At 69.2% G+C, this 15,263-nt stretch carries 15 protein-coding genes; 10 read left to right on the top strand and 5 right to left on the bottom strand.

The window, feature by feature from the left end:
* Positions 1 to 105: 105 nt before the first annotated feature.
* From ACPCUW_RS10860 to ACPCUW_RS10850, 3 genes are all read left to right on the top strand, one after another.
* Positions 106 to 867 (top strand): glucose 1-dehydrogenase, encoded by a 762-nt coding sequence (locus ACPCUW_RS10860; protein WP_063015492.1) that lies wholly within the window; start codon positions 106 to 108, stop codon positions 865 to 867.
* Between the two features lie 43 nt (positions 868 to 910).
* Complete coding sequence (locus ACPCUW_RS10855; protein ID WP_423424583.1) at positions 911 to 1,858, top strand: alpha/beta hydrolase; 948 nt, start codon at positions 911 to 913, stop codon at positions 1,856 to 1,858.
* Between the two features lie 136 nt (positions 1,859 to 1,994).
* The gene (locus tag ACPCUW_RS10850; RefSeq protein WP_423424581.1) at positions 1,995 to 3,218 is read left to right on the top strand and encodes an RtcB family protein; all 1,224 of its coding nucleotides are present in this window, start codon (positions 1,995 to 1,997) and stop codon (positions 3,216 to 3,218) included.
* A gap of 49 nt (positions 3,219 to 3,267) precedes the next feature.
* Here ACPCUW_RS10850 and ACPCUW_RS10845 read toward each other — a convergent pair whose 3' ends face one another.
* Positions 3,268 to 3,747: a hypothetical protein gene (locus tag ACPCUW_RS10845; RefSeq protein ID WP_030512770.1), complete on the bottom strand. Its 480-nt coding sequence runs from the start codon at positions 3,745 to 3,747 to the stop codon at positions 3,268 to 3,270.
* Positions 3,748 to 3,896: 149 nt separating this feature from the next.
* On the opposite strand from ACPCUW_RS10845, the gene ACPCUW_RS10840 reads away from it, so the two are divergent.
* From ACPCUW_RS10840 to ACPCUW_RS10825, 4 genes are all read left to right on the top strand, one after another.
* Complete coding sequence (locus ACPCUW_RS10840) at positions 3,897 to 4,784, top strand: alpha/beta fold hydrolase (RefSeq protein ID WP_423424580.1); 888 nt, start codon at positions 3,897 to 3,899, stop codon at positions 4,782 to 4,784.
* 115 nt (positions 4,785 to 4,899) lie between these two features.
* Positions 4,900 to 7,008 (top strand): RecQ family ATP-dependent DNA helicase, encoded by a 2,109-nt coding sequence (locus ACPCUW_RS10835; protein WP_423424578.1) that lies wholly within the window; start codon positions 4,900 to 4,902, stop codon positions 7,006 to 7,008.
* A 57-nt stretch (positions 7,009 to 7,065) separates the two neighbouring features.
* On the top strand, positions 7,066 to 8,037 hold the full coding sequence (gene ligD, locus ACPCUW_RS10830; protein ID WP_063015487.1) for a non-homologous end-joining DNA ligase: 972 nt from the start codon (positions 7,066 to 7,068) through the stop codon (positions 8,035 to 8,037).
* Positions 8,034 to 8,963 carry a D-isomer specific 2-hydroxyacid dehydrogenase family protein gene (locus tag ACPCUW_RS10825; protein ID WP_064909414.1) on the top strand — a complete coding sequence of 310 codons (930 nt, stop codon included), beginning with the start codon at positions 8,034 to 8,036 and terminating at the stop codon, positions 8,961 to 8,963. The genes ligD and ACPCUW_RS10825 overlap by 4 nt, the downstream gene beginning before the upstream one ends.
* A gap of 13 nt (positions 8,964 to 8,976) precedes the next feature.
* Here the strand turns inward: ACPCUW_RS10825 and ACPCUW_RS10820 are convergent, their stop codons facing one another.
* On the bottom strand, positions 8,977 to 9,438 hold the full coding sequence (locus ACPCUW_RS10820) for a nuclear transport factor 2 family protein (protein WP_305779014.1): 462 nt from the start codon (positions 9,436 to 9,438) through the stop codon (positions 8,977 to 8,979).
* Between the two features lie 91 nt (positions 9,439 to 9,529).
* On the opposite strand from ACPCUW_RS10820, the gene ACPCUW_RS10815 reads away from it, so the two are divergent.
* Entirely contained in the window at positions 9,530 to 10,135 is a 606-nt protein-coding gene (locus ACPCUW_RS10815; RefSeq protein WP_305779015.1) for a TetR/AcrR family transcriptional regulator, read from the top strand.
* A gap of 50 nt (positions 10,136 to 10,185) precedes the next feature.
* Here the strand turns inward: ACPCUW_RS10815 and ACPCUW_RS10810 are convergent, their stop codons facing one another.
* The gene (locus ACPCUW_RS10810; protein WP_423424575.1) at positions 10,186 to 11,454 is read right to left on the bottom strand and encodes an alpha/beta hydrolase family protein; all 1,269 of its coding nucleotides are present in this window, start codon (positions 11,452 to 11,454) and stop codon (positions 10,186 to 10,188) included.
* An 80-nt stretch (positions 11,455 to 11,534) separates the two neighbouring features.
* On the opposite strand from ACPCUW_RS10810, the gene ACPCUW_RS10805 reads away from it, so the two are divergent.
* Both ACPCUW_RS10805 and ACPCUW_RS10800 read left to right on the top strand, forming a co-directional pair.
* Positions 11,535 to 12,101 (top strand): helix-turn-helix domain-containing protein, encoded by a 567-nt coding sequence (locus ACPCUW_RS10805; protein ID WP_423424573.1) that lies wholly within the window; start codon positions 11,535 to 11,537, stop codon positions 12,099 to 12,101.
* Between the two features lie 279 nt (positions 12,102 to 12,380).
* A complete protein-coding gene (locus ACPCUW_RS10800) occupies positions 12,381 to 13,475 on the top strand; it encodes a methyltransferase (RefSeq protein ID WP_423424571.1) in 1,095 nt (364 codons plus the stop codon).
* A gap of 12 nt (positions 13,476 to 13,487) precedes the next feature.
* Here ACPCUW_RS10800 and ACPCUW_RS10795 read toward each other — a convergent pair whose 3' ends face one another.
* Together ACPCUW_RS10795 and ACPCUW_RS10790 are read right to left on the bottom strand one after the other, a co-directional pair.
* Positions 13,488 to 14,054 (bottom strand): hypothetical protein, encoded by a 567-nt coding sequence (locus ACPCUW_RS10795; protein ID WP_082976287.1) that lies wholly within the window; start codon positions 14,052 to 14,054, stop codon positions 13,488 to 13,490.
* A gap of 236 nt (positions 14,055 to 14,290) precedes the next feature.
* The gene (locus tag ACPCUW_RS10790) at positions 14,291 to 15,262 is read right to left on the bottom strand and encodes a hypothetical protein (protein WP_423424569.1); all 972 of its coding nucleotides are present in this window, start codon (positions 15,260 to 15,262) and stop codon (positions 14,291 to 14,293) included.
* Between the last annotated feature and the right edge of the window lies 1 nt (position 15,263).

Raw genomic sequence — 15,263 nt, 5'->3', positions numbered from 1 at the left:
GTCACAGCCGAACCACGCGCCGATCTCGCTCATCGAGACTGCCGCGAGCCGAGTACGCCGCATGCGGCGCAGGATCTCGGCATATTTTCGAGGAGGAGAAGTCGAATGGTCGATCTCACAGGCAAAGTCGCGTTGATCACCGGCGCGGCACGCGGGCAGGGCGCGGCGGAGGCACGCCTGTTCGTCGAACGCGGTGCGCGGGTCGTGCTCACCGACGTTCTCGACGCCGACGGAAAGCAGTTGGCCGACGAGCTCGGCGAGGCGGCGCGCTTCGTCCGCCACGACGTCACCTCCGCCGACGATTGGAATGCCGCTGTCGCCGTGGCTCTTTCGGAATTCGGTGCGCTGAACGTGCTGGTGAACAACGCCGCGATCTACACCGCGAAACCGCTCACCGACACCACGCCGGAAGAGCTCGAGAAGATTCTCCAGGTCAATCTGGTGGGCGCGTTCCGAGGCATCCGGTCGGTCGTGGGGCCGATGTCCGGGGCGGGCGGGTCGATCGTGAACATCTCGTCGCAGGCCGGGCTCGAGGGGCTGATGGGCCACTCCGCGTACGGCAGCTCCAAATGGGGGCTGCGCGGTCTCACCAAGACCGCGGCACTCGAACTGGGGCCCAAGGGAATTCGCGTCAACTCCGTCCACCCCGGCCCGATCGCGACCCCGATGGTCCCGTATCTGACCACCGGTCCGGGCAGCTTCCCGACCCTGCCGCTGCAGCGCACCGGCGTGCCGGAGGAGGTCGCGGAGCTGGTCGCCTTCCTCGCCTCGGACGCATCGTCGTATGTCACCGGCGCGGAAGTCACCGTCGACGGCGGACTCGCCGCCGGAAAGTTCATGCCTCCGGAGCCGCAGGAGGCACCGTGAGCAAGCCGAACGCTTACGCGGCGACGGGCGGTAGCCCATGCCGATGACGCCGCATACACGCGCGGTGGTCGATGCGGCGACCGCCGCGTTTCCCAAGCTCGGGACCGAAGTCCTCGACGCGGTCCAGGCCCGGCGACAGCTCGCGTCCCGCCCCGCGGCGCCGGTTGTGCCGATTCCGGTTGCGACGGTGCGGGATTCGACCGTGCCGGGCCCTGGTGAGGTCGACATCCCGGTGCGGGTGTACACCCCGCGGGGTGGCGCCGAGCCGCTGCCGGTCGTGCTGTTCTGCCATGGTGGTGGCTTCGTGATCTGCAGTCTCGACAGCCACGATCAGTTCTGCCGGACGATGGCGAACGAGACCGGCGCACTGGTGGTTTCGGTGGATTACCGGCAAGCCCCGGAACATCGGTTCCCGGCCGCCGCACAGGACGCGTTCGCCGTGCTGTGCTGGATCGGCGCGGCCATCGCGCAATACGGCGGCGACCCCACCCGGATCGCCGTGGCCGGGGACAGCGCGGGCGGCAATCTGGCGGCGGTCGCGGCCCTGATGGCGCGCGATCTGGGCGGCCCGGAGGTGGCAGCGCAGCTGCTGATGTATCCGATGCTGGACCCGACGCGCGCCGGCGCGTCGTACCGGGACAACGCACAGGGCTATTTCGTCACCGACGATCATCTGCGCTGGTACTGGGAGCAGTACCTCGGCGATGCCGACGGCACCGACCCGTACGCGGCGCCCCTGCTGGCGGATCCGGCCGGGCTGCCGCCGGCGCATATCGCCACCGCGGAGTACGACCCACTGCGCGACGAGGGCGAGGCCTACGGCGCACACCTGGCCGCGGCCGGTGTCCCGGTCGAGGTGCACCGCTACGAGGGCATGTTCCACGGCTTCATGACCATGGGCGATGTGCTGCCCGACACCGCCACCGCGAACGAACGCGCCTTCGCGGCACTGCGCCGGGCGTTCGCGCTGCGCGCAGGGAGCACGCCGTGACCGTCCAGCGGAGGTTCCGGCCGATGGGCTGACGCGCGGTCGCCCGCGGCGGGCAACCGATCGAATATTCGAGTGCGTCCTCGCCCCGAGATCCCTACCGTGAACAGGGAGAGTTCGTTCACGAAAGGATCGGATCATGTTTCCCGTCGAGCTGCGCGGCACCAAGGCGCAGACGCTCATGTGGGCCCACGAGCACGAGGTCGAGCCGGCCGCGCTGCAGCAGCTGCGCACCCTCGCCCAACTGGAATGGGTCTACGGCGTCCGCGTGATGCCCGACGTGCATCTCGGTAAGGGAGCCACGGTCGGGTCCGTCATCGCCATGAAGGACGCCGTCGCCCCGGCCGCAGTCGGCGTCGACATCGGCTGCGGGATGGAAGCGGTCGCGACCTCGCTGACCGCCTCCGATCTGCCGGACGATCTGCATTCGCTGCGTTCGCGCATCGAGGCGGCCGTTCCGGTCGGATTCAACGCGCACAAGGAGCCGGTGAAGGTCACCCGCCTGCAGATGGACGTGCACGGCCGCCGGGCGACCGGCGCCACGCTGCGGGCCGGATGGTCCGCGTTCTGGAGCCGGTTCGGCGATCTCGACCCGGCGGTGCAGCAGCGAGAGTCCAAGGCGCACAAGCAGATGGGCACTCTCGGCGGCGGCAACCACTTCATCGAGGTCTGCCTCGACACCGAACAGCGCGTGTGGATTCTGCTGCACTCCGGAAGCCGCAATATCGGCAAGGAACTGGCGGAGCGGCATATCGCCGTGGCACGCACCCTGCCGCAGAACCGGGACCTGCCGGATCGCGATCTGGCGGTATTCCTTTCCGGCACACCGGAAATGGATGCCTACCGGCGCGACCTCACCTGGGCGCAGGAGTACGCGGCGCGCAATCGGGCGGTGATGCTCGACCTGGTGTGTGGTGCGGTGCGTGCCGAATTCGATTCGCTGGCGGTACGTTTCGACGAGCCCATCTCCTGCCACCACAACTACGTGTCGGAAGAGATCATCGACGGCATGCCGATGCTGGTGACCCGCAAGGGCGCGGTGCGGGCCGGGGCCGGTGACCTCGCTCTGATCCCCGGATCCATGGGTACCCGCTCGTATGTGGTGCGGGGCAAGGGAAATCCCGCCTCGTTCCAGTCCGCATCGCACGGTGCGGGCCGCCGCATGAGCCGCAATGCGGCCAAACGGCAGTTCACCGTCGCGGATCTGATCGCGCAGACCGACGGCGTGGAGTCGCGCAAGGACGCCGGGGTGATCGACGAGATCCCCGCGGCCTACAAGGACATCGACACCGTGATCGCGGCGCAGAGCGATCTGGTCGACGTGGTCGCGACGCTGCGTCAGGTGCTGTGCGTGAAGGGCTGAATGCGGACTCGTTCCGGCATGCCTGGTCGGCATGCCGGAACGACCGGAGTCATTTGCGCAGCACTCCGACCATGCCCGCGCCCAGCAGCATCATGCCCGAGATGAGGGCGAAGCCGTAGGTCACCCAGGAGTGCAGCGCCACCTGCATCGTGGCGTCGGTGAAGGGGAGGTCGCCGATCAGGCGGAAGGTGTCGTCCGGGTACAGCAGATGCAGCACACCGGGGAAGATCCCCCACACCAGACTGGCCACGATCGTGCCGACCGGCGAGAAGGCTGCCATCGCGGCGACGAACAACAAGAGCAGGGAACCGCCGAAGATCTCCAGCGCCGCGGTCCAGCGATCGGTCACCGCACCGACGATGACCCAGTACCGGATATCGGCTCCCCCCTTGGCGGCGAACGCGATTCCGATGGGCGTCACGATCAGCCCGAACAACACGCCCGAGAGGGTCCGGCTGGTGACACCGCGGCTTTGGAACTGCGCCCCCGGTGGGGCCCAATCCGCAGGTGATTCGAACTTCTTGGCCATCGCCCGTTCCTCCCGCATTCCCGCGCATGCCAGTGGACCTCGCAGTCCGATCGCCCTCATTGTCCTGCCTCGCGGCCGAAAATGCCCGACGCCGGGCGGAAAACGTTCGTGGCGTGGCGGTCCCGGGTTGCCGATGGTTAGCATCGGCTATGCCCTCGACATCCGGATCTGCCCGACCGCCCGAAATTCCCGGAGTGCGCCGCAGTTTCATCGAGGCCCGCGGCGTGCGATTCCACGTCACCGAGGCCGGTGTGCCCGACGGCCGGCCGGTGCTGCTGCTGCACGGATGGCCTCAGCACCACTACGCCTATCGGCATCTGCTCGCCGACCCTCCCGCCGGGCTGCGCCTCATCGCCCCGGATCTGCCGGGGTACGGATGGTCCGGACCACCTCCGCATCGCTGGGCCAAGGAGGACGTCGCCTCCGATCTGCTGGCGCTGGTGGACGAGCTCGAACTGTCCCGGCTGCTGCTCGCCGGTCACGACTGGGGCGGGTTCGTCGGATTCCTGATGGTGCTGCGGGAGCCGGAGCGGTTCGAGGGCTATCTGCCGCTCAATATCGCGCACCCGTGGATCACCGCCAAGACCTTCGCGCCGCATGCGTGGCGCTACCTGATGTACCAGCCGCTCGTGGCCACATTCGGCGTGCCGTTGCAGCGGTACACGCCGTTCGTCGATCGCCTGTTGCGGCTCGACGCCGAGGCCCGGCGCACGTTCACCCCGGAACTCGCCCGGATCTACGGCGAGCGGTTCCGCGATCCGGCGGTGGCCCGCGCGGCCACCGACACCTACCGCACCTTCTGGTTGCGGGAACTTCCCGCCGCCCGCCATCCGGAACGCCGCCGCGCGACGATCCCGATCCGGGCGCTGTTCGGCACCGGCGACGCGGCCATCCACCCGGCGCTGGCGGCCGCGGAGACCGCGCGGGCCGACGACTACACCGTCGAATATGTCCACGGCTGCGGGCATTTCATCCCGGAGGAGCGACCGGACCTCGTCCGGGACCGGCTGCTGGCGCTGGCCGCCGAAACCGGTTAGATACCGCCGTGACCGGGCGGTCCTCTGCCAGGCCGGCCGGTTCTCGGACCGAGTTTCCGGGCACGGGGTGCGGCTGTAGCCGGATGGTGGCCAGGTGTCGGAGGGGTCGGGCACGATGGAGCGCGTGACTACCACCGAGCTGCGCGAATCCTCCGAATCCCTGCTGCGCGAGCTGGCCGGGCCCGAGGCGCGGCTGCGCGAGGATCAGTGGACGGCCATCGAAGCGCTGGTCGTCCAGCGGCGGCGGGCGCTCGTCGTCCAGCGCACCGGCTGGGGCAAATCGGCGGTGTACTTCATCGCCGCGCGGTTGCTGCGGTCGCAGGGGCGCGGGCCGACGGTGATCGTGTCACCGCTGCTGGCGTTGATGCGCAACCAGGTCGCCGCCGCGCGCCGGGCGGGCGTGATCGCGGAGACGATCAACTCCGGCAACGTCACCGAATGGGACGAGATCCACCAGCGGGTCGCCGCCGGTGAGGTCGATGTGCTGCTCGTCAGTCCGGAACGGTTGAACAATCCCGATTTCCGCGATTCGGTGCTGCCCAAACTGGCCGCCGACGCCGGCCTGGTCGTGGTCGACGAGGCGCACTGCATCTCCGACTGGGGCCACGATTTCCGCCCCGACTACCGCCGCATCCGCTCCCTGATCGCCGACCTCGGCGAGGACATCCCGGTGCTGGCGACCACCGCGACCGCCAACGACCGCGTGGTCACCGACGTCGCCACGCAGATCGGCACCGACACCCTGGTGTTGCGCGGCACCCTGGACCGGGAGTCGCTGCATCTGTCCGTCGTGCGGATCGACGACGCCGTCCAGCGCACCACCTGGCTCAGCCGGCAACTGGGCGAGCTACCCGGCTCCGGAATCATCTACACCCTCACCGTCGCGGCCGCCCACGACTTGGCCGACGTCCTCGCCGACCACGGCTACCCCGTCGCGGCCTACACCGGCCGCACCGAACCCGGGGAACGCGAAACCCTCGAACAGGCCCTGCTGGACAACGACGTCAAGGCGCTGGTCGCCACGTCGGCGCTCGGCATGGGCTTCGACAAACCCGACCTCGGTTTCGTGGTCCACGTCGGCGCCCCCTCGTCCCCCATTGCCTACTACCAGCAGGTCGGCCGCGCCGGACGCGGACTGGTCGCGGGCGGCCCCGCCAACCGCGCCGAGGTCATCCTGTTGCCCGGTCCCGAGGACCGGCGGATCTGGAATTACTTTGCCTCCGTGGCCTTTCCGCGGGAGCAGGTGGTGCGGTCGGTACTGGCCGCGCTGGACTACGAACGGCCCCTGTCCACGGTGGCCCTCGAACCGCTGGTGGAACTGAGCCGGTCGCGGTTGGAGATGGTGCTCAAGGTGCTGGATGTGGACGGCGCCGTGCGGCGGGTGCGCGGCGGCTGGCTGGCCACCGGGCAACCGTGGACCTACGACACCGAGCGCTACGAGCGTCTCGACCGGGCGCGCGAAGCGGAACAGAACGCCATGCTCGAGTATCAGAGCACCACCGAGTGCCGGATGAACTTCCTGCGCCGCCAACTCGACGATCCGGGCCTCGCCCAGGACGCGCCCGGGTGTGGTCGCTGCGACAACTGCACCGGTCGCCGTTTCGACGTCTCGGTCGACGCCGCCGAGGTGGCCACCATCCGCGCCCGGCTGGACCGGCCCGGAATCGATCTGCTCCCCCGCAAGCAATGGCCGACCGGGCTGTCGAAGCTGGGAGTTCCGTTGTCCGGCAAAATTTCCGACGGCCCCGAGGTGGGCCGGGTCCTGGGCCGGCTCAGCGATCTGGGGTGGGGCCAGCGCCTGCGAACGCTGCTCGACGCCCCCGACGGCCCCGCGCCCGACCACATCGTCGACGCCTGCATCGCCGTTCTGCGCGAATGGAATTGGACGCAGCGCCCCGGAGCGGTGATGGCACTGCAATCGGCGACGCATCCCGCACTGGCCGCCGACCTGGCCGCCCGCCTGGCGCGCATCGGCCGTCTCACCGACCTCGGGGTCCTGCACACCCGGCCCGACCGGCCACCGGTGTCGGCGGCCAACTCCGCCCACCGCGTCGCAGCCCTGTTCGACTCGTGGGACACCCCCGACCTCACCGGGCTCGACACTCCCGTCCTGCTGGTCGACACCCACACCGACACCGGCTGGACCCTCACCCTCGCGGCCCGCACCCTCCGCCACGCCGGCGCCCCCGCCGTCCTCCCCTTCGCCCTGGCGACCCCGACGTGAGGCCCGCACGCGGCGCGTACAGTGCCCGGCGATCGATCACCCACTATCGTCGATCCGGTGACCAGTAAGTCGACGCCGGCGGTGGAGTTGACGGTCGGCGAGCATACGGTGCGGGTGTCGAATCCCGATCGGGTGTACTTCCCGGAACTCGGGGCGACGAAACTCGATCTGGTGCAGTACTACCTGAGCGTCGGCGACGGGATCGTCAACGCCCTGCGGGACCGGCCGTGCATGCTGCACCGCTTCCCGAAGGGATTGCCGGGCGGGAAGGTACATCAGAAGCGGCTGCCGGCGGGGGCGCCGGACTGGATTCCGACCGTGCGCGTGCACTTTCCGCGCTACAACCGGTATGCGGACGAACTGTGCGTGCGGGAACTGGCGGACGTGATCTGGGCGGTGCAGATGTCGACGGTGGAGTTCCATCCGTGGAACTCGCGCCGCTTCGACACCGAGAAGCCGGACGAATGGCGCATCGATCTGGATCCGATGCCGGATTGCCCGTGGTCGCGGGTTCAGCGCGTCGCGGAGGTCGCGCACGAGGTTCTCGACGAGCTGGGCGCGGTCGGCTGGCCCAAAACCTCCGGCGGACACGGCCTGCACATCTACGTGCGCATCGCCCCCGAGCACGGCTTCCAGCAGGTGCGCCGCGCCGCGCTGGCCTTCGCGCAGGAGGTGGAGCGCCGCGCCCCCGATGATGTGACCACGACGTGGTGGCGCCGCGACCGCGATCCGGCACTGCTGTTCGTCGACTACAACCAGAACGCCCGCGATCACACCATCGCCGCCGCCTACTCGGTGCGCGGGAATGCGGCCGCGACCGTCTCGACCCCGGTGCGGTGGAACGAGATTCCCGATATCGAACCGAACGACTTCACGATCAACACCGTCCCCGCCCGCTACGCCGAAGTCGGCGATCTGCACGCGGGCATCGACGACGCGGTCTTCGACCTGAATACGCTGCTGGAATGGGCGGACCGCGACCGGGTCGAGGTGGACCTCGACGAGGACGAAGGAGCACACGAGGCATGACGGGCGCACCCCGCATCGCACTGGCACCGATCACCGACGACCTTGTGGCACAGGCGATCACCGGCGCGGGAGCACAACTCGCGGAGCTGGGTGAGGCCAGGGCGCTGGTGTGGGACGGCGGTCCGAACGGATTCCCCGACCTGCCCGCATCGATCGAATGGGTGCAGTTGTACTCCGCCGGGGTCGAGGAGTTCTTCGCCGCCGGCATCTTCGAACGCTGCCCGAATGTGGTGTTCACCTCGGCCGCGGGCGCCTTCGCGAAAAGTGTTGCCGAGGGCACGATGGCGCTGCTGCTCGCCGGTGTGCGGTATCTGCCGGAACATATCCGCGCCCACAGCTGGCGGCAGGGCGAGTTCTTTCCCCATATCGGGACCCTGCGCGGGGCGACCGTCGCGGTGGTCGGCGCGGGCGGTATCGGTCGCGAGGTCATCGCCATGCTGGAGCCGTTCGGGGCCCGGGTGATCGCCGTCAGCCGCTCCGGCCGGCCGATCGAGGCTCCCAATGTGGCGGACACGATTCCGGCGGAGCGGCTTTCGGAGGTGTGGGCTCGCGCCGATCACGTGGTCGTCGCCGCCCCCGCCACCGACGGCACCCGGCACCTGATCGGCAAAGACGAACTCGCTCAGCTGAAACCGCATTCGTGGGTGGTCAATGTCGCCCGCGGCTCGCTCATCGACACCGAGGCTCTGGTCGCCGCACTGCGGCAGGGCGCCATCGGCGGCGCGGGCCTGGATGTGACCGATCCCGAACCGCTCCCCGATGGCCATCCGCTCTGGGACCTCCCGAATGTGATCATCACCCCGCACGATTCCAACCCGCCGCAGCTGCGGACGGCCGCGTTCGCCGAACACGTCGCCGAGAACGTCCGCCGCTTCGCGCAAGGGCGTGAGCTCATCGCCCGGATCGATCCGGCCGCCGGCTACTGATCACCGCCGATGGCTACCGCAGGGGGATGTCGACCCCGTGCTCCTCGGCCGGGCGCGGACCGAATATCCGGCGTTCGGCCTCGGTGATGGGCACGTCGTTGATGCTCGCCTCCCGGCGTGCCATCAACCCCTGGTCGGTAAATTCCCACAGCTCGTTGCCGTAGCTGCGCCACCACTGACCGGTACGATCGTGCCATTCGTACTGGAACCGGACGGCCATGCGGTTTCCGCGGAAGCCCCACAGGCTCTTGCGCAGCGCGTAGTCGAGTTCGCGTTCCCATTTCGCGGTCAGGAATTCGACGATCTGCTCTCGGCCGGTGATGAATTGGTCCCGGTTCCGCCAGGCCGAGTCGGGGGTGTACGCGAGCGCGACCCGCTGCGGGTCGCGGGTGTTCCACGCATCCTCGGCCGCCTGCACCTTCTGTACGGCGGTTTCCAGCGTGAACGGCGGATAGGGCGGGCGTGTTTCGGACATCGGATTCCTGCCTTTCAACGGAGAACGTTCATTCTCCACCGATGCGTTACAGTAGGGAACGTACGTTCTCGATGTCAAGGGAGTCCGGTCCATGCCCGCCGCGCTCAGCGCCGAACGCAATGCCTCCGACCGCACGGCGCTGCTCGACGCCGCCGAGCGGTTGATGTACGCGCACGGCGTGCAGGCGGTGGGCATGGACCGGATCCGCGAAGCGTCCGGCCTGTCGCTGAAGCGGATCTACTCCATGTTCCCCACCAAGGAGGACCTCGTCGTGGCGATGCTGCGCCGCCGCGACGAGCGGTGGCGACAGGCGCTGGCCGAGCATGTCGAACGGTACGAGGACCCCACGCGGCGAGTGCTCGCGATCTTCGAGTGGCTTCGGGAGTGGTTCGGCGAGAACGGGTTTCGCGGCTGCGCGTGGATCAATATCCACGGTGAGCTCGGCGCCGACTCCCCGGCCGTCCTGGCGGAAGTGCGCTCGCACAAGGCGGCGTTTCGCACCATGATCGCCGAATGGGTGGACGCGACCGGGACCGACGCGGCCGACGCGATCTACCTGCTCGCCGAGGGGGCCATCGTCACCGCGGGCATCACCGGCGACCCCGAGATCGCGTCGGTAGCGGAATCCTCGGCCGCTCGGACACTTTCGGCCGCACCGCCCGGCGAACCGAACGAACGACGGGCGCGCCGGGGCTGAGTTCAGCTCCAGCCATTCGGCGTCCCTCGTTCCGACTCGCAGCCGCGCCCTTACGATCGCCCGCTTGCCGCCTCGGCCCCCGCCTCCGCGGCCGCCGCCACCCAGGCTGCGATGTCGGCGACCACAGCCTCGTCGACATGTTGTGGTGCTTCGTAATCCGACGGCGTGGACGCACCGGTTCCCGCGAAGAACATGTGGTCATCGGATTCGTAGACGCGAATGTCCACGTCGCCTCGGCCGTCGAAAGCCTGCCGCCATCCGGCCAGATCGTCGGCGACGGTGACCTGATAATCGCGTCCGCCCTGAGCGATGAACATGGGCTTGTGCACCGCGAGCGCGGTGGCGACCGGGTCGTATTCGCGCAGGTCCAGCCAGGTACCGACCGCCAGCCCCAGGGGCAACTCACCGGCCGGAGTGGATCCGGACAGATCCGCGCGTTCCACTCGTTCGGCCTGGACGAGAAGTTCCTCGGGATCCGGCAGCACCGCTCGCGCGGACTCCGGCGCGACCGTCCACAGATACCGGGCGACGCGCACGGCCGCGCGCTGCATCGGCTGGGTATCGGCGGCCAGCAGGATCACACCGGCGATCGCCGGTTCGGCCGCCGCGACGCGCGGCGCATATCTGCCACCCATGCTGTGCCCGAGGACGAATATCCGGCACGGATCGACGTCGGCACGCGCCCGCAGGGCCCGCACGGCCGCGACCGCCGGCGGCACGTAGTCGGCGGTCGGAGTGATGTCCGCCCAGTTCCCACCGCGCGCTGCTTCGAGATGACTCGGCTTGTCGAAGCGCAGCACGACAAGCCCCCCGGTCGCCAGGCCCCAGGCGATGTCCTTCATCGTCTTGTTCGCGCCTGCCGTACCGTCTCGATCGAAAGGTCCACCGCCACTGAGCAATACGACCGCGGGATGCCGCGTGGCGGTTCGACGCGGAACGCTCACCGTGCCCGGGACCGGACCGACCGCGGTCTCGAGGGCGATCTCCTCCTCGTCGAACGCCGCCGAGTCGGCGTAGTGCGGCGGTTGCCACGGCGGCACATCGTGCGCGATGCGCAGGCCGCTCAGTTTCCCGCGCACGACCGACATGAGGATCGTCGCCTCCCGGTCCGGGACCGGCACCGCCACTACGCCGTCGCGAACCTCCGCGGCACCGGGCGTCGCACCCGGCCCGATCTCCCGATGCCAAGCGGCGGTGAGGTTTTCCAGCGACAGCAGTGCGCGCAGCGGAGTCCCGAAATGCTCGTAGGCCTCGCCGAATCGGCCCGCGCACAGCATCCGGACCACGGCCTCACCCACTGCGGCGTCGTTGCAGTTCATCGGGTCCTCCCTTACACCGCAGATCGCGGCGCTATTGTTCTCAACTTTGAGAAAGGTAGCAAGAATGAGAATATTTGCCAATGGGACCGATCGAACTGCTGGCACATCCGGTGCGCCTGCGCATCGTGCACGCGATGTCCGGCGGCCATACGCTGACCACCGCGCAGTTGTGCGCGCGCCTTCCCGACGTCTCGAAGGCCACGGTCTATCGCCACGTGGATCTCCTGACCGGCGGCGGGATTCTCGAGGTGACCGAGGAGCGGCGGGTGCGCGGGGCGGTGGAGCGGCATTACCGGCTGCGCCGCGAGCGGGCCGTCATCGACGCCGACGCGGTGGCCGCCGCGAGTCGTGACGAGCATCGCGCCGTCTTCACCACCGCGATGACCACCCTGCTCGCGGAGTTCGACGCCTATCTCGATCGCGAGAACGCCGATCCCGCAACCGACTCCGTCGGGTACCGCCAGCATGCCCTGTGGCTCGACCCGGACGAGCTGGCGGACCTCATCGCCGATTTGCGTGCCGCGATCGTTCCGCGCCTGCACAACGAGCCGGCCGACGGCCGGACACAATATTTGTTGAGCCCCATACTTTTTCCGATCGGCCACCCGCACACCGAGAGCCGGAACGGGGTCGGCACCACCGAGTGAGACGCAGCGGACACCGCATTGGGTGCCATGCCCGGGCCACTCCCCGATCCGCGCGCACTGCCCGAAATCGCCCCCGATGAGGGCCCTGATCCGACCAACACCGACGCCGGAGCCCCCGCAGTCAGCTTCATCCCGACCACAAGCGCCGACAACACCTGACCGAGGAGAGCCTGCCGCGACGCGCAGTCTCCACCGTCCCCCGCGGTACGGTGGCCGCGTTTCCGTTTTACGCCGTAGGCTGCGGAGCGCGACCCTGTCCGCCTATCGGAGGAGTTGTGCATGGTGTTCGGGTTACCGAAATTGCCGCCGCTGCCGGTGGTGCGGGCCGTCGAGACCGTTCGCTACGCGCTCGGCGAAGCCTATCGGCGGTTGGCGCCGGCGCCGCTGTCGTTGATGGAGTTGCTGGCGGCGGGGTGGCTGGCGCAGGCGATTCACGCGGCGGCGGCACTGGGGATCGCCGATGAGCTGGCGCGGGGACCGCTCACCGGCGCCGAGCTGGCGCGGCGTGTGGGAGCGGACGAGGACGCGCTGCGCCGGCTGTTGCGGCTGCTCATCAGTCACGGCATCTTCGCTCAGCGGCGCGACGGACGGTACGGGCTCACCGCGCCCGCTCGTGCGCTGTGCAGCGACTCCCCGGAATCGCTGCGTGATGCCGCACTGTTCTTCGGCTCGGCCACGCACCGGGCGCATTGGACACATGTGGTCGATGCGGTGCGGACCGGCAAGCCGGTGGGGCCACAGCTGGACGGGGCGCCCTTCTTCGAATACATCCGCACCGACCGTCGATTCGGTGATCTGTTCGACCGCGCGATGACCAGCATCGGATCGCTCACCACGGAATCCTTGTTCGCCGCTTACGATTTCGGGCGCTTTGCGACGATCGTGGACGTCGGCGGCGGACGCGGCGCGATGCTCTCCGAGATCCTCTCGCGCGCACCCGGCACCCGGGGCATCCTGTTCGACCTGCCCGATGTGGTGGCCGGTGCGGCGGAGCGGTTCGCGGCCGCCGGATTCGACGGGCGAGCCCAGGTGGCGCCGGGGTCCTTTTTCGAATCGGTTCCCGCGGGCGCGGACGCGTATCTGCTCAAACACGTGATTCACGATTGGCCCGATGCGCGCGCCGAGCAGATCCTGCGCACCGTACGCGCCGCGATGGCCCCGGCCGCCCGGCTGATCATCGTGGAAATCGTTCTCCCCCAGGACAATCGGCCGCATCCGGGCAAGTACACCGACCTGGAGATGTTGATCAACAGCGGCGGCCGCGAGCGCAGCGCCGGTGACTACCGCGCTCTGCTCGCGCGCTGCGGTTTCGAGCTGACCCGCATCACCGAGACGGTGTCACCGGAATCCGTGATCGAGGCGCGACCGATATAAGGGCCGCCCGCGCTATCGCGGACCGCGCGGCCGCCGGCGCGGATACGGGCGGACATTGCCGACATGCTGCTCGACCAGTTCGCCCCACCAATTGGCGAGGGAGCCGACCAGAAACCATGCGGCCCGTATTCGTTCGTCGTCGACCGTCTCGGCGTCGCGCAGCAGGACCGTGGCGCGCACCTGCGCGGCGGCGAGTCCGTCGACGGCCGCGCCGAGGGACCGCGCATGCGCCGGGGCGCCGGTGCGGTCGCTGACCCAGCGGTCGATGTGGACGACGATTTCCCTTCTACGGCAGTCGATCTCCGCTGCGCGCACCGGGGAGCGACGGCGGACGAGGTGGAGTTCGGCCAGTTGGCGGGCGGCCCGGGTGACCGGATGGTCGTCGGCCTGGTCGCCGATATGGCCGCAGCAGGCGGCGAGTAGTTCGTGTCCGTCGGGTATTCCGGGGTGCAGTTCGGCGGCCGTGCCCGGGGCGCCCGTCCCCACGGCGCCCCGGTCCACCGCGGCGGCGCACCGGCCGCGCAGCCCACCCGGGCCGGTCCGCGCGGCCCGGCCGTACGGCTGCGGGGCGGCGGACATCGGATACCTCCGGAAGGGTCGTGGTTGCACCCGACGCCACGAACGAGACACCGGACCGCGAGCCCGACGCGGCAAGGGCAAACCGCGCCGGATCCGGTGTGCCGCACGATGCGAAGGGGGCAATCCTGCGGCGCCGGGTGCTACTTCCAAGCGTGCGCGCTCGCGGCGGCCCGGTCACTGCCCTTTCAGTGGCCTTCCGATGCCCCTGGGCCGTGAACCCCTGTCCGCCATGGGAACTATCGCCAGGTCACGGCCGTGACGATGAGAATCAGATACAACACCAGTACGAATACCACAGCCGGGATGACGGGATACGCGCGGGTGGCCGCATCCGACTCCCCGCCCGATTCACCGGACGACGCCGGACCGGCTCGGACAGGTTCGGGCGGCGACGGCGAGACCGATTTCCTGGTGAGGAACGAGCCTGCCGCCAGGGCCGGAAGTAGCAACAGTCCCACCGGTATCCACAGCAGCAGCGCCCACGGCAGCGGATGGTCCCACGGTCGGCTGAGCAACACATCGGCGCCGACCGCGAGGGCCGCGAAACCCACGGTCGCGACGACGCTCCCCCGCACTCCCAGCACATTCGAGTAGTACCACTGCCCCGGCCTGACGTCGGCCACCGTCTTGCGCGCGAATTCGAAGTGCAGGAACGCGCCCGCGAAGATCAGTGCGACCCAGGCTGTCCGCCAACCGCTTTCGACCTGCCCGGTATCGATCGCCGAGCGCACGAGGTAGGCGATGATCCACAACTGCACCGGGTAGGTCACGGCCAGGTTCAGCAGCAGGTCGCCGCGTATCCGCGCCGACACGCTTTCCAGCGCCCACAGCGCGAGGCCGTACCCCATCGCGGCGACGACGAGGGCCGCGGACCACCACGACAGCAGCGACGACACCACTGTCAGCGCCACCGCGATCACCCCGATCGCGATCCACAGTTCGCCGACACCTACCGCCCCCGTGACCAGCGGCCGCTCCGGATTGTGCACGCGGTCGTAGTCGAGGTCCTTGATCTCGTCCACCATGCGCAGATACAGCAGCAGGAGCGCGACGACGACGACGCGCACCGCCGTCGCCCATCCCGGGCGCCATGCGGAGTCCGGATGCGACACCACGGCCGCGGTGCTCTCCACAGCGGCGACGAACAGGACCGCGTAGAGCAGATGATGCGTTTCGTAGCGTGCGACGGTGAACCGCGCGATCCGCACT

This window comes from Nocardia sp. AB354, from assembly GCF_049538315.1.
Classification (GTDB): domain Bacteria; phylum Actinomycetota; class Actinomycetes; order Mycobacteriales; family Mycobacteriaceae; genus Nocardia; species Nocardia nova.
Note: the sequence above shows the minus strand (reverse complement) of the source record. Positions and strands in the feature narration are given on the sequence as shown.